Here is a 12,996-nt window from a genome sequence, read left to right on the forward strand (position 1 = left end):
GAGAAAGTCATGGACGCGGCTCTGCCTCGAGATGCGGCCTTTCCGCCCCGCCCCGAATCTTCAGCCGAAGCACGGGCGGACGCAGCCGACGCCGTCGCGTGTTCCAGCCCGACGGAGGCCGCGGCGCGCGCGACCAGCGACCGCGCCGCGAACGATGGCGAAGCTTCCCGGCAGGCGACGCCATTGACGCGGTCGCTGCGCAAGGCCGCCGGGCGTTTCATGGCCGGCGTCGGCAAGCATTTCGCCACTCTTGCCATCGCCCTGGTCGCCATCCTGATATCGGTTGCAACCTGGCAGCACTATGTCACCGCGCCCTGGACGCGCAATGGCAGCGTGCGCGTGCAGGTCGCCAATGTCGCGCCGCAGATCGCGGGCAAAATCGTGGAGCTGCGGGTGGCCGACAACCAGTTCGTCCACAAGGGTGACGTGCTCTACGTCATCGATCCCTTCGACTTCGACGTAGCCGTCCGCATCGGCAAGGCCCTCGTCGACCAGCGGGCGGCGGACCTGGAGGTGAAGCAGGCCGAGTCCGACCGGCGCCGGCGTCTGTCCGACCTCGCGACGACGCCAGAGGAGCAGCAGATCTTCGCCGGCAACGCCTCGCAGGCGAAGGCCGCCTACGCAGCGGCCGCTCACCAGCTTGCACAGGCGGAATTGAACCTGAAGCGCACCAATGTGCTCAGCCCCGTCGACGGCTATGTCACCAATCTCCTGCTACGCGTCGGCGACTATGCGCTGACCGGCGTCACCAACGTCTCCATCATCGATTCCAACAGCTTCTGGATCGACGGTTATTTCGAGGAAACCAAGATGGCGCATGTCTGCGTCGGCGATCGCGTCGAGGCACAGCTCATCGGTTACTCCAAGCCGATCCTGGGACACGTGAAAACCGTGACCCGCGGCATCAGCCCGTCAAACGCCGCGGCGGGCACGCAAGGTCTGCCCAACGTGGACCCGATCTACACCTGGGTGCGGCTTGCACAGCGCATACCGGTTCGTGTCGCCATCGACACGGTGCCGCCGGGCGTGCCGTTGGTCTCCGGCATGACGGCCACGGTGACGATCCGGCAGCCCGATGCGGTCGATCGCCAGACCTGGCCTCATCGGCTCCGCACGACCTTCGTGGACCCAATGTTCGATGTGTTCGGCGCAGGAGATCCGCCGCGCCCCAACTGCCTCCAATCCCCATCCCAGCAGCCTCCCGAGGTGACGGCGCTTCCCTACGCGCGGGTGCCCGCAATTCCGCCGGCGGAGAAGATCGCGCCCGGACTCACCCCCGGCATCGATGCCTCGCCACGCCTTCCCTGAATCCGGTCAGATCGCCCGACCTGAAGAGAGCTGCATCGCGCCGCAACATCGGAACTCACAGCGCAGGCCTTTGATTCTTCTTGCTTAATTCGGAGTATCGCGACGTTCCGACGCACCTGCAGCTTTCGCAAAATCTAACACGATTTCAGCAACGCTAACGGGCCTTGTGGCGGCATCAGACATATCGTTCGAGCGTCAACCAATGGCATTCAGCAGCCGTCACGGCGGCAGCGGAATCCAAAAGACGGGACGAACGATGCTCACCGATATGCAAGCGGCCGGCGCCCGATTGACACATCAACCCGGCGCCCGCGAACCGGATTTCTCTCAGGGGGCACGGGCATTCCCCCACGAACGAAAATGGCGCCAGCCCGAGCAACGCGCGGGCGTCGCGCGCGAGGACATCACGATCTCGCGCTTTACCTATGCGCAGACGGCCGTCAGGCGCGAGGATGCAACGACGCCTCCCGACCGGTACTTCTTCTCGATCGCCCTGAAGAGCACACGTCTCAAGCTGACCAGAGGCAGTCAGACCATTTTCGACGGCGCCATGCCGGCGGGCACGCTCTATGTCGGCGCGCCGTCGAAGCCGCTCCGCGCGCAGTTTCTTGCGCCGTGCGATTTCCTGCACTTCCACATCTCGGCCAATTGCTTTCCATCTCCACAGCAGGGAACGGAGCCGCTCGCGCCCGAATGCCTGAACGATCTCCTTCTGTTGCGCGACCCGTTCGCCGAGCAACTCGCGAAGGCGCTGACCGAACAAGGCCATTCGGCCGATCGCGAATTTGCGTGCTGCATCGCCCAGACGCTGGTGATGCACGTCGCTCGGCGCGAGCCCCCGCGTACGAAAGTCAACGCCTTGCCGAAATGGCGGCTCCGACGCGTCGAGGAGTATGTCAGGGCGCGCTTCGACCACTCCATCAGCCTATCCGACCTCGCCGGCGTCGCGGGATTGTCCCGGATGCACTTCGCAGCGCAGTTTCGCGCCGCGACTGGATACCGGCCGCGCGAGTATCTCCTGCAACAGCGCATCGAGCATGCAAAATCTCTCCTGTCGAATACCGAGACGCCGCTGGTCGAGGCGGCGCTGGCCGTCGGTTTCTGCACGCAGGCGCATTTCTCGACTGTCTTCAAACGTCTGACAGGCGACACGCCGGCACGTTGGCGATGCACCAGCCGGAACGCATTGGCGTCACCCAGGCTAGCCGAATGCGACCCGGTTCCGTCACGCGAGCCGGTGTCTCATGTCCTGCCGGCGGACCTTCGTGAATCATGCGAAATGAGAAACAGCGTGGGGACGTGAAATACTTTGCACGCCGGATCGGCGATGCTGGCAGTGTTAGTGACTGAGACCCCCAAGTCACGGCTCGAGCCTTCTCCTCCCAGGCATGCGAGCATTGGGCCGTCCTCCCCACAAGGACGGCCCCTTTTTTTGCCTCGCCGCACGTCGATCCGGAGCGCACCGTCCGTCCGATTCCAGAACGAAGCTGTTGCCATTTCAGTCGCTGAGATGCCGCGCAAGCCAGTTGCGTACGCCCTGAAGACTCCTGAAATCGTCCAGCGACCGCACCGGAAGGCCGGGCTCGATGCTCGCAACCATCCGGCTCAGTGCATGTCCAGGTCCAAATTCGAGAAATGCCGTGGCACCCGCTTCGAGACAGCTTTGCAGGCAATTTCCCCACTGCACGGTTTGCGAGATCTGCGCGGCGAGCTTGTCGTGGCCCGTCTCGGCGGAGACGACCGAACCGCCGTCGATGCCGCTCAGGATGCGCGCACCGGCGGCCGACGGGAACGCCACCGGCGCCGACCGCAAGACTTCGCGAAACACGACCGACGCCTCGGCGAGCCGTCCGGTGTGGGAGGCAACCCGAACCGGCAGATCGACGATCCTTGTGGCACGCATCGCCCTCGCCTCTCCGGCAATCCCGTTCAATGCCTCCCGGCCACCGCCGATCACGAAGGCATCGCCTGGATTGACGATGGCGATCGCCGCACCGTGGCGCTCGCAAAGGCGCTTAATATCGTCATGTGAAAGACCGCGGACAAAGATCAGCCCGTCACCGGCGCAGGTGGCGGCGTCCATCGCTTCCGCGCGGCGCACTGCGAGGTCGAGCGTGAGGACCGGTTCGAACAGATCTCCCACGCCCCATGCCGCCACCTCACCGACGCTGTAGCCTGCGATGATAGCGCCATGTGGAATGATGTCCCTGAGCCCGGCAGCGGCGGCCAGTGCCTGCAACGTGCATAGAATCTGGCCGGACCGGTTGCGATGCAGAGCCTCGTCAGATTCGCTGCGCACGAAATCGCGCGGATCCCAGCCGCCCAGCAACGTTGCCGCGTGTGCAAACAGGTGCGTCGCTTCCGGCGCAACGCCCGTCAGGGCGAACATGTCCCGATGCTGTCCGCCTTGTCCCGAGCACAGGATCGCAAGTGTCATGATTGCCGCCTAGTGCGGAAAGAGCACGGCGATCGCGACCGCCATGGTCGCGACGCTGAATCCGGTGCTCGAAATGACCATCGATCCGACCGCTGCCGAGTCCAGCCGGTAGTTGACCGCAAACAGGATGCCGAAAAAGCCGGAAGGCACCGCGGCGAGCAGAATGGCCGTCCTCGCTGTGTCGGGAGCGATTGGAAAGACGTGAGTGATTGCAACGGCTGCGAGCGGCCGAACCACGTCCGCGGCCACGGTTGCGGCCGCGATCTTCCAGTTCAGGCGGAACGACTGTGCCGACAGGATGGCTCCGGTCAGGAACAGCGCGACGCCGGCGGCCGAACTCCCGATCAGGGCGAGGCAGGCATGAGCGAGCGCGTCGAGGCTCAGATCCGACACGGAAAACAGGATGCCGAAGACGGGCGCGAGCACGACCGGCTTGGTGATCGCACGCCCCACTGCCGTCAGCATCTGCCGCGCCGCCATTTCCTCGCCACGGGACCTGGCGGCGTCCATTTCCGCCATGATCAGGGTCACCGGGCTGATGAGGACCGAACCGGTTGCCAATGCGACGGCGACCGGAACGGCGCCCGCCTGTCCCGCGACGGATGTCAGGATTGGAAGACCGACGCCGGCAAGATTTGGAAAGCCAACCGTGAGTGCCTGAATCGACGCATCGGGCCGCGACACCTTGAACAACCTGCGCGCGGCAAGATACCAGGCGGCATAGAGCAACGACATCGTTATGCCGAGCACCAGAAACAGCGGAACCTGCTCGATCATCTCACTGCGCGACGCTGAGGCGGTCGCGGCGAACAGGGACGCCGGCACGGCGAAATCCATCACGAGTGCGTTGAGAGCATCGACATGGAGATTGTCGACGACATGAAACCTTCCGGCGGCGTATCCAAGCAGCAAGACAAAGAACACCGGCACCAGCGCCATCAGGATTGCATTGGACATCATGGCCCCGGCGCGTCGTGGGCATCGACGAAGAGCGACATCGCAAGCAGGTCAGCCGAGCCACCGGGACTGAGACGACGGGCGACGAAGCTTTCATGGATCCATCGCGCGCTGACGCGCCAGCCGGGAGCGCGCACGCCGCCGGCGTCGATGAAACGACGTGCCGCGCGACGCGCAAAACGAAGCCCCTCGAGCCCGCCACGATGCAGCAGATTCGTGTCTTCCACGGACGCAATCAGGGCAAAGCACGCTTCGACCCGAGCCGCTTCCGCATCCTCGGGCGTGGCAGGCATTGTTCTCCGCAGGGCCGGCAAGCCGATCCGGTAGACGCTGGGAAACCCGCTCGCCGCCTCGATACGGGCTCCGCCTGCGCGAAAGCGGCGGCGAGCAGCGCTGCCATGGCTGTGCAGCAACACCGGACCGTCGAGTATGCTGGCGCCCCAGAGGCGTGCCACGACGTCGCCGAGCGGAAGTGCCGGATCGACCAGCCCGCCGGCCCTCGCACCGGCCGCCGCGCACAACAGGCCAAGACCGAAGATCGCGCCGCGATGCGTATTAACGCCCGCGGTCGCCTCGAGCATCGCCCGTTCGGCCTCCAGGCCGATGACCCGCAGCACTCCCATGCCGCAGCCAAGCGCGCCCGCTTCGGCAAGACTTTGAAGGTAAGGCCTGATGGCCGCGGCGCTGCGACGAAACGTGCCGGCATCCATGTCGACGTGACTACCATTGTCGACATGGCTCACGAGCCCCGGCTTGGGCCAGGTTTCCAGCTCCATGGCGAGGCAATCGGCAGCGAAGCCGCCGATGGCCCGGATACCGGACGGCGTCTGCCCCCGGCTGGCAACAAGCGGTTCGATGTTTCGCGCGGCCGCTGTGATCATGATCCCATCGCTCCCGAAATGAATCGATCCCTGTCGAGCAGGGCCACGCACCCGATTTTCTTGACCAGAAGCTGGTCCGTGCCGGCATGGAATTCGCGCCAGTTCACCGCTGCACCATCCGCGCGCATCAATTCGCCATCGAGCCGCATCGGCGCATCGGTCTCGATCGCAGCCAATTCGGCGGCGAGACGATCCAGATCGGTTTCGTGGGGGAACGCGAACAGGACATCGAGGTCGGAACGAGCGGTCACGTAATCGAGCCCGGTCAGCGATTGCCATGCGAGGCTGCCGAACACGCGCAAATCCACCGAATGACGGAGCGCGAGCCCGTCGAGCCGATCGAGCGTCGGCCACCAGTTGCGCGGCGCCGAGGCGCGCACCTGCCGCAGCGCGGGCGGCCTCGCGACCGAGGTGACGTGGTTGATATCCGCGAGAAACGACAGCCGCTTCTTGCCGGCGGAGGGCGGCAACGGCAGGCCGAGCGCAAGGCCGGTCGCTTCGCTAGGCAGAGCGCGCCGCCTGATCGTCGGCCATCCCATTTCGGACCAACGCGAAACCAGCGGGTCGGCTGCGAGATCGCCGCGCATCCCGATCATCGCGCGCCAACCCTGCGGGCTGACAAAGACAAGGTCGTGGCGACCGACCGGCGGTTCAGCGGGTTTGCAGGGCAAGGTCACGAACGCGCTCCGCGATATCGGCGGCCTTCGGCCGGCCACCGCGCTCCTTACCGAGCGCATCTCTTCGATCCCGCGCAGCCGGCATGTCGGCGAGCAGCGCCTCCAGCTGGTCTGCGAGTGAGGTGGCATCGCTCCATGTCATATGAACGGCACCCATCTGCTCGAGATTGGAGAGCCCCGGCGCGAAAACCGGCGTCGATTTGGCTTTCTCCTCAAGAGCGGTCATCGACAATTTGGTGACCTTCGCCATCGACGGCAGATCCATCACCGCGGGAGAGGCGCCGGGCAATCCGACCAGCACGCGCGTCGCAAGGCCCGTCGCAAGCAGGGCCCCCGCCGCCGAGTGGCCGTAGAGAAGACCGATGGTCGGGCGGCCGTGCATGTCCGCGTGGATCAGCACTTTCGCCAGATGCGCGAGGAATTCGTTGAGCCCAAGCAGCTCGTCACGCTTGCTCATGCGCTGGCTGTCGCTGTCGACGAGCACCAGGATCGGTCCGCTCCCCCGGTCGATCGACTCCAGAACATGCGCGGAAAGCCTGATCGCCTCGTCGACGCCGAGCGCAGTCCGATCCGCAACACCAATCACGAGTATCCTGCCGCCGGACCGCAGCGTCGCCGCGCCGGCAATGACGCCATTGTCGTTCCTGACCTCATGGCCGTCGGGAAACAGCGAGGCGAGAATGTCATCGAGCGTCACGGCTGCTCCTCCCGATCCTGCTAGCGAGCGCAATGAACTGGTCGGCCGGCAATTCCGGAACCGTTTCCGCATGCGCAACACCTTCCACGGTCCAGATATCGACGGCGTCCTGGCAAGCGCCGAAGCGGCGCAACCTGTCGGCCAGACGCCCCTGCTCCGCCCTGAGCCGGTCGAGGCCGAAGGGGCCGATCAACCCGATCAGCTCGAGTGCGGCCTCGCGAAAATCCTGCACAGTGTCATCGGCGAAGACGTCGGCTGCACCGAGCAGCCGCCGGTGCTTGCCGCCCATGGTGCGCCAGACCAGGGCACGGTCACGGGAGTCGAACTCCTCGACGCCGCGATTGGTCTCGATCACCTCGGGGCCCGAAACCGCGATCCGTCCCGCCTCCGACACGGCGAGCGCGGAGCAACAGCCTGCGATCAGACCGCCGCCGCCGTAGCAGCCGGAGCGCCCGCCGATCAGGCCGATGACCTTCACGCCAGCACTGCGCGCCTCCATCACCGCACGCATGATCTCGGCGATGGCGAGCTCACCGGCATTGGCCTCCTGCAGCCGGACGCCGCCGGTATCGAGCAGGATCAGAACGGGGATCGATCCGATCTCGCGCGCTGCGCGGAGCAGACCCAGCAGTTTGGCGCCGTGCACCTCGCCGAAGGCGCCGCCCATGAAACGTCCTTCCTGCGCGGCGACGAAGACCGGCGCGCCGCCGAGCCGGCCATGGCCGACGACGATGCCGTCATCGAACTGCTCGGGAAGGCCGAATATCTCCAGATGCGGACTGACCTCGCGCTGTTCCGGCCCGATGAACTCGACCAGGCTGCCGGCATCAAGCAGCAGATCAAGCCTCGTCCGCGCCGATGCCTCGTTGAAGCTCGTGCTGCGGGCCCGTTCGGCCGGGGCGATGTGCGGGAGCGGCGCGGTCATTGCTCGCTCCCCGCGATCAATCGCACCGCCTGCGCCAGCCGAAGCGAGACCGTGTCGGGCCGCGCGCCGCCGTCATTGATGGAAAATTTCAGCCCGCCGGGCGAATAGCGCTCGACGAAATCGCCAATGACGGCGCTCCAGACTTCGCCGAAGCCCATCGCCGCGGTTTTGATCTCGACCGCGCATTCCGCATCCGGCAGGACGCGCTCGACCAGGACTTCCAGATTGCCCGAGGCGACCACGCCCACGATCGCGCTCTGCCTGATACCGCCCGCACGCTCGCGAACCGGATGATGAAAGCTGAGATCTTCCATGGCCTGTCCTCACCAGTTCCTGAATTTCGACGGCGGCGCGTAGAGCCCGCCCGACCAGCGCACGAGATCCTTGATCGAGCGCGCCGCCAGCATGTTGCGATCCGCATCGAGCGGATTGATGCCGATATCTTCCGGCCGCCGGATCACGCCGCGCTCGCGCAGCTGCGCGACCATGCTGCGATCCCGCCCGCGACCGACATCGGTGTATCCGGCGACGCCGCGGATCGCCTGCTCGCGCTCTTGCGCCGTACGGCACAACAGGAGGTTTGCCACGCCCTCCTCGGTGACGATGTGCGTGACGTCGTCGCCGTAGATCATCACCGGCGCGAGCTCGAGGTTGAGCTTCTCGGCGAGCTCGATCGCATCGAGCTTCTCGACGAACAACGGGACGTTCTTGTCGCCGAAAGTCTCGCCAATCTGCACCACCAGCTTGCGGCCCCGGCGCAACGGCGCCGGGCTGTCCGGATCGGCCTCCGCGCCGGCCTTCAGCCAGGGCTCGCTCGGATGCCTGCGCCCGCGCGCATCCGCGCCCATGTTCGGCGCGCCGCCGAACCCGGCGATGCGCGAGGTGGTGATGGTCGAAGAATTTCCCTGGAGATCGATCTGCAGTGTGGAGCCGATGAACATGTCGCAGGCATAGAGTCCGGCGGTCTGGCAAAACGCGCGGTTGGAGCGCAGCGAGCCGTCGGGGCCGGTGAAATAGACGTCGGATCGGGCCCGGATGTATTCGTCCATGCCGACCTCCGAGCCGAAGGAGTGGATCTGCCGGACCCAACCGGACTCGATCGCGGGAATGAGCGCGGGATGCGGATTCAGGGCGAAGTGGGTTGCGATCCTGCCCTTCAGGCCCAGCCTCTCGCCGAACGTCGGCAGCAGAAGCTCGATCGCGGCCGTGCTGAAGCCGATCCCGTGATTGATCCGCTGCACGCCATAGGGCGCATAGATGCCCTTGATCGCGAGCATCGCGGTCAGGATCTGCCCCTCGGTGATCGCCGCCGGATCGCGCGTGAACAGTGGCTCGACGAAGAACGGCTTGTCGGACTTGACGACGAAATGGACGCGGTCCGCCGGGATATCGACCCGCGGAACCGTCTCGACGATCTCGTTGACCTGGGCGATCACGACGCCGTCCTTGAACGCCGTTGCCTCCACCACGGTGGGCGTGTCCTCGGTGTTCGGGCCGGTGTAGAGGTTGCCGTCACGGTCGGCGCTGACGGCGGCGATCAGGGCGACGTGCGGGGTGAGATCGATGAAGTAGCGCGCGAACAGTTCGAGATAGGTGTGAATTGCTCCCAGCTCGATCTTGCCGCCGAACAGCATGCGCGCGATGCGCGCCGATTGCGGCCCGGAATAGGCATAGTCGAGCCGCTTCGCGACCCCGCGGTCGAACAGGTCCAGATGTTCGGGCAGAACGACGCCCGACTGCACCATGTGCAGATCGTTGACCTTGGACAGATCGACCGCCAGCAGCGCGCGGCTCAAGAGATCCGCCTGCTTCTGGTTGTCGCCTTCGAGGCAAACCCGGTCGCCCGGCCGGATCACGGCCTCCAGCAGGCGCGTTGCGTCGGATGCTTCCACGACCTTGCCGTGGGCCAGGCCGGCACCGGCCGCAATGCGGGCATCGCGCGCGGCGCGGTTGTTCTGCCAGCTCGTCATGACCTTGGCCCCTTTGCGGCGTTGGCTCCGCTCCAGAGCGATCCCGGATTGGCACGGTCGGGATGAAGCGCGAGCATCGCCTCGTAGAGTTCGCGCGGAGAAATCGTCGCCTGGTCGAGGCGGTTGAAATCGAGCAGATATTGCCGGGTCTCCGCGATGCTGCGCGGATCGTCATCGTTCTCCGGCTTCTTGTGTCCGGCCACCACGAAGCGGGGCTTCAACGCTTCGAGCCGATCGAGCGCGGCGATCCATTCCAGCCGGCTCTGCGTGTCGGTTTCGGCGAGATAAGGATGAATGCCGTTGTACACGGTGTCGCCGGCGACGATCAGATCGAGAGACGGGACATGAAGGGCGGTGGAACGCGCCGTGTCGGTTCGTCCCATGTCGATGACGACGAGCTTGTGTCCCTCGAGCGTGAGCTCGCCTTCGAGAGGCTCTGCAGCGACCAGGCGCTGTGCGATCTCGCCCGGAAAGCGCTTGCGCCAGAAACCGTCGAGCGATGCCGGCGAAAGCTGCGTCTTCATCTCGTCGACAACCTCGGGAACGGCAACGGCCCGTGCCCGCGGAAAGCGATCGAGCAGCGGCGCGAGGCCGAAGAAATGATCACCGTGGCCATGCGTGACGTAGATCGCGGTCAGATTTCGTTCCCGCGACACGACCCAATCCAGCAACGTCTTCGACTGCCCGGCGGTGAGGAACGTGTCGACGAGGATGGCATCCCGCTCGCCGTAGATCAAAGTCGACGAATTCGCGACCCACATCAGGTCCGGATTGCCGGACGGCAGATCGCGGCTCAGTCCAGCCCGCTTCACCGTCGTCACGTCCCAGTCCAGGATCGTGCCGGTCGTCTCGATCATGCTCATGGAATTCTCCGGAGGGGCAGTCGGGCCGGCGGGAGTGCTGTCTCTCCCGCCGTCCTTCCTTCTGCCGGCCGTGCGTCAGGACCGGCAAAACGCGTCAGCGGGTGGCCGGTTGATCGATGCTGCGAGCGGCACGGGTGATGATCTCCGCCACTTCCTTCGGATGCGACTCGTAGACCGAGTGGCTTGCACCCGGGATCACGGTGGTGTGGCTCTTGGCGCGCTCGTAATACCAGCGCTCGAGATCCGGATTGATGATCTGGTCGTTGCCGGCAACGATGCCCCAGCTCGGCTTGGTCTTCCACGCAGCCGCCGTCAGCGGCGTGCTGAACACCTGCGTCGCGGCCAGAACCTGGGAGCGTGATTCGAACTCCGCCTGCTCGCGCGGCAGATCGGGGGCGAACAGCTTGGGGAATTGCACGGGATCGAGATAGGTGAATTTGTCGGGCGTGACCTTGATGGCGCCTTCGGTCTTTCCAAGTACGCTCGGCGTCTTCTTGCCCAGCGCCGCTTCGTCCTCTCCGACGTCGGGCGCATGCGCAGCGACGTAGACCAGGCCGACCACGTTGGGATGAACACCCGCCTCGGTGATGATCGAGCCGCCATAGCTGTGGCCGACCAGAAGCGTCGGGCCATTCTGGAGATCGAGCAGCCGCTTCGCCGCCGTGACATCATCGCCAAACGACGTCTCGGGCTCCTGCAGCATGCTGACGCGGAAGCCTTCCTTGACCAGGATCTCGTAGACCGGCTTCCAGCCGGACGCATCGACCCAGGCGCCGTGCACCAGGACGATGTTCTTCGGGGGTTCAGCGCGCGCCGGGGCGACGGTCGCGAACAGGGAGAGAGTGGCAGCGAAGGCGAGGCCAGCGTTGAGGTGTTTCATGTCGGGATCACTCCAGGTTGGAATGGTGCGACAGTAGTGTCGACACTCGCCGGCGTATTTCGGCAAACAACGGCCCTTGCCACTTCGCACGTCGGGACATGCCGATCGAGACAACGGCTGCTCGTGCATCCTCGGGACACTGCCTAGCTAGGGCGCGCACTTCAAAGCGCAGCGCATATGTCAGGCGTACAGACCTCTCATTACTGTGAACGGCCGGCGTTCATACGCGAAAGACGAACGATCCGCTTTGGCATTCAAGAGGTCGCATCTGATGCTGATTGAACTCCATGCATGGGATCGGACACATGACATCCACAGCAAATCTCCAGATCGCGCTTCTCATCCTGTTGTGCGCAGCTTCGCCCGCGCGTGCAGGCACTTGTGCGGACGACATCGCGAAAACCCAGATCCAGCTGGATCAGGCCATAGAAAAAGACGCGGGCGCCCACGGCTGGCAGCGGGAGAGCCTCAGCGCGCTGCGCAGTCATCAACCGACGCCTCGCTCGATTGCAGAGGCCGAAGGCGGCCGCGGAGCGGTTTTCGCGGATGCGCTGGATTCGCTTGACCGCGCACGTACCGCCGAACAAAACGGCGACACAGGCACATGCAGCCGGGAACTCGCGCATGTGCGGGCCATTCTGAAATAGCGAAAGCGAGCCGAAGCCAAAGCCGGCCAACGGCGCTGTCATCGGCGAGGCAACTCGGCGACGCGGCCGAACGAAGACGAATGCCCGCTTACGATGCGTCGAATGCCCGTTGTCGTCGTGCTGCCGGGTAGCGGGACGTGCGTTCTGGAAATACCCCACCGTTCCGCACCTCTCTAGTGCTCGACAGCATTCAGCCGGAGCATTTTTCATGCGAGAGCAGCACCCATCGAACGACGTCGGCTCGGGAAGATCCAGCTCGCGCCGGTTCACCCTGATACCGCTCGCCGTGGCACTCACGGCCGGCATGCTGTGGCTCGTCCCGGCTGCGACGTCCGCTCAAACGACCATGCCGGGAATGCAGCCTTCCACCGGCATGCTGGCGACGTCGCCGCTCAACCCGCAATCCACGCGGCCCGTCGGCGTTCCGCTGGGATCGACCGAGATCGCAACACCCGGCATTTCGCCGCTCAATCCGGCGCAAAGCACGGCGGGTTGTGCCGGATCCGGCAATACCGCCTCGTCCGGAGCCTTGTTCGACGGCGGCGGACTGTCCGGGGGCTCATCCGTCACCTGCAACGGCAGCATCACGGCGGCGCCTCCGCTGCCTTCAGCATCGACGGTCGGACGCGTCGGGATACCGCTCGGAGCCACCGAGCTCGGCGGCGCCGGAATCAGTCCGTCCGTCCCGGTGCAAGGCCCTGCCGCAACGGGCAGCACGACTTCGATCAGCGGCTCAAGCAATCCCTGACATCCA

At 65.2% G+C, this 12,996-nt stretch carries 14 protein-coding genes; 3 read left to right on the forward strand and 11 right to left on the reverse strand.

Annotated features, from left to right (window positions below):
- Positions 1–9: 9 nt before the first annotated feature.
- The gene (locus AB7G19_RS28070) at positions 10–1,308 is read left to right on the forward strand and encodes a biotin/lipoyl-binding protein (protein ID WP_441268472.1); all 1,299 of its coding nucleotides are present in this window, start codon (positions 10–12) and stop codon (positions 1,306–1,308) included.
- Between the two features lie 256 nt (positions 1,309–1,564).
- Positions 1,565–2,611: a helix-turn-helix domain-containing protein gene (locus tag AB7G19_RS28075; RefSeq protein WP_063986513.1), complete on the forward strand. Its 1,047-nt coding sequence runs from the start codon at positions 1,565–1,567 to the stop codon at positions 2,609–2,611.
- A gap of 195 nt (positions 2,612–2,806) precedes the next feature.
- Here AB7G19_RS28075 and AB7G19_RS28080 read toward each other — a convergent pair whose 3' ends face one another.
- The 10 genes from AB7G19_RS28080 to AB7G19_RS28125 all read right to left on the reverse strand — a co-directional run bounded on the left by AB7G19_RS28080 (position 2,807) and on the right by AB7G19_RS28125 (position 11,595).
- Positions 2,807–3,745, reverse strand: coding sequence for an acyltransferase domain-containing protein (locus AB7G19_RS28080; RefSeq protein ID WP_441268473.1), 939 nt, complete (start codon positions 3,743–3,745; stop codon positions 2,807–2,809).
- A gap of 9 nt (positions 3,746–3,754) precedes the next feature.
- A complete protein-coding gene (locus tag AB7G19_RS28085; RefSeq protein WP_208086004.1) occupies positions 3,755–4,705 on the reverse strand; it encodes an AEC family transporter in 951 nt (316 codons plus the stop codon).
- A complete protein-coding gene (gene mdcB, locus AB7G19_RS28090; RefSeq protein ID WP_441268474.1) occupies positions 4,702–5,583 on the reverse strand; it encodes a triphosphoribosyl-dephospho-CoA synthase MdcB in 882 nt (293 codons plus the stop codon). Before mdcB ends, AB7G19_RS28085 begins: the two co-directional genes overlap by 4 nt.
- Positions 5,580–6,260 (reverse strand): malonate decarboxylase holo-[acyl-carrier-protein] synthase, encoded by a 681-nt coding sequence (gene mdcG, locus AB7G19_RS28095; protein ID WP_441268475.1) that lies wholly within the window; start codon positions 6,258–6,260, stop codon positions 5,580–5,582. Before mdcG ends, mdcB begins: the two co-directional genes overlap by 4 nt.
- Positions 6,235–6,957, reverse strand: coding sequence for a biotin-independent malonate decarboxylase subunit gamma (mdcE, locus tag AB7G19_RS28100; protein ID WP_063984273.1), 723 nt, complete (start codon positions 6,955–6,957; stop codon positions 6,235–6,237). Before mdcE ends, mdcG begins: the two co-directional genes overlap by 26 nt.
- Positions 6,944–7,882 carry a biotin-independent malonate decarboxylase subunit beta gene (locus tag AB7G19_RS28105; RefSeq protein ID WP_441268476.1) on the reverse strand — a complete coding sequence of 313 codons (939 nt, stop codon included), beginning with the start codon at positions 7,880–7,882 and terminating at the stop codon, positions 6,944–6,946. The genes mdcE and AB7G19_RS28105 overlap by 14 nt, the downstream gene beginning before the upstream one ends.
- Positions 7,879–8,196, reverse strand: coding sequence for a malonate decarboxylase acyl carrier protein (mdcC, locus tag AB7G19_RS28110; RefSeq protein WP_063984275.1), 318 nt, complete (start codon positions 8,194–8,196; stop codon positions 7,879–7,881). The genes AB7G19_RS28105 and mdcC overlap by 4 nt, the downstream gene beginning before the upstream one ends.
- Positions 8,197–8,205: 9 nt before the next feature.
- Positions 8,206–9,852, reverse strand: coding sequence for a malonate decarboxylase subunit alpha (gene mdcA, locus AB7G19_RS28115; protein ID WP_166351905.1), 1,647 nt, complete (start codon positions 9,850–9,852; stop codon positions 8,206–8,208).
- Positions 9,849–10,715 (reverse strand): MBL fold metallo-hydrolase, encoded by an 867-nt coding sequence (locus tag AB7G19_RS28120; RefSeq protein ID WP_441268477.1) that lies wholly within the window; start codon positions 10,713–10,715, stop codon positions 9,849–9,851. Before AB7G19_RS28120 ends, mdcA begins: the two co-directional genes overlap by 4 nt.
- Before the next feature lie 94 nt (positions 10,716–10,809).
- Positions 10,810–11,595: an alpha/beta hydrolase gene (locus AB7G19_RS28125; RefSeq protein WP_063984278.1), complete on the reverse strand. Its 786-nt coding sequence runs from the start codon at positions 11,593–11,595 to the stop codon at positions 10,810–10,812.
- 305 nt (positions 11,596–11,900) lie between these two features.
- Between AB7G19_RS28125 and AB7G19_RS28130 the strand changes: the two genes are divergently transcribed.
- Positions 11,901–12,242 (forward strand): hypothetical protein, encoded by a 342-nt coding sequence (locus tag AB7G19_RS28130; RefSeq protein WP_166351901.1) that lies wholly within the window; start codon positions 11,901–11,903, stop codon positions 12,240–12,242.
- Between the two features lie 336 nt (positions 12,243–12,578).
- Here the strand turns inward: AB7G19_RS28130 and AB7G19_RS28135 are convergent, their stop codons facing one another.
- The gene (locus AB7G19_RS28135) at positions 12,579–12,983 is read right to left on the reverse strand and encodes a hypothetical protein (RefSeq protein ID WP_085401748.1); all 405 of its coding nucleotides are present in this window, start codon (positions 12,981–12,983) and stop codon (positions 12,579–12,581) included.
- Positions 12,984–12,996 lie beyond the last annotated feature (13 nt).

The organism is Bradyrhizobium sp. 215_C5_N1_1, from assembly GCF_052075935.1.
Taxonomy (GTDB): domain Bacteria; phylum Pseudomonadota; class Alphaproteobacteria; order Rhizobiales; family Xanthobacteraceae; genus Bradyrhizobium; species Bradyrhizobium barranii.

Excerpts from the sequence above, each read along its gene's own strand:
- AB7G19_RS28070 (WP_441268472.1), top strand. The coding sequence starts at position 10 with ATGGACGCGGCTCTGCCTCGAGATGCGGCCTTTCCGCCCCGCCCCGAA.
- AB7G19_RS28075 (WP_063986513.1), top strand. The coding sequence starts at position 1,565 with ATGCTCACCGATATGCAAGCGGCCGGCGCCCGATTGACACATCAACCC.
- AB7G19_RS28080 (WP_441268473.1), bottom strand. The coding sequence starts at position 3,745 with ATGACACTTGCGATCCTGTGCTCGGGACAAGGCGGACAGCATCGGGAC.
- AB7G19_RS28085 (WP_208086004.1), bottom strand. The coding sequence starts at position 4,705 with ATGATGTCCAATGCAATCCTGATGGCGCTGGTGCCGGTGTTCTTTGTC.
- mdcB (WP_441268474.1), bottom strand. The coding sequence starts at position 5,583 with ATGATCACAGCGGCCGCGCGAAACATCGAACCGCTTGTTGCCAGCCGG.
- AB7G19_RS28105 (WP_441268476.1), bottom strand. The coding sequence starts at position 7,882 with ATGACCGCGCCGCTCCCGCACATCGCCCCGGCCGAACGGGCCCGCAGC.
- mdcC (WP_063984275.1), bottom strand. The coding sequence starts at position 8,196 with ATGGAAGATCTCAGCTTTCATCATCCGGTTCGCGAGCGTGCGGGCGGT.
- mdcA (WP_166351905.1), bottom strand. The coding sequence starts at position 9,852 with ATGACGAGCTGGCAGAACAACCGCGCCGCGCGCGATGCCCGCATTGCG.
- AB7G19_RS28120 (WP_441268477.1), bottom strand. The coding sequence starts at position 10,715 with ATGAGCATGATCGAGACGACCGGCACGATCCTGGACTGGGACGTGACG.
- AB7G19_RS28125 (WP_063984278.1), bottom strand. The coding sequence starts at position 11,595 with ATGAAACACCTCAACGCTGGCCTCGCCTTCGCTGCCACTCTCTCCCTG.
- AB7G19_RS28130 (WP_166351901.1), top strand. The coding sequence starts at position 11,901 with ATGACATCCACAGCAAATCTCCAGATCGCGCTTCTCATCCTGTTGTGC.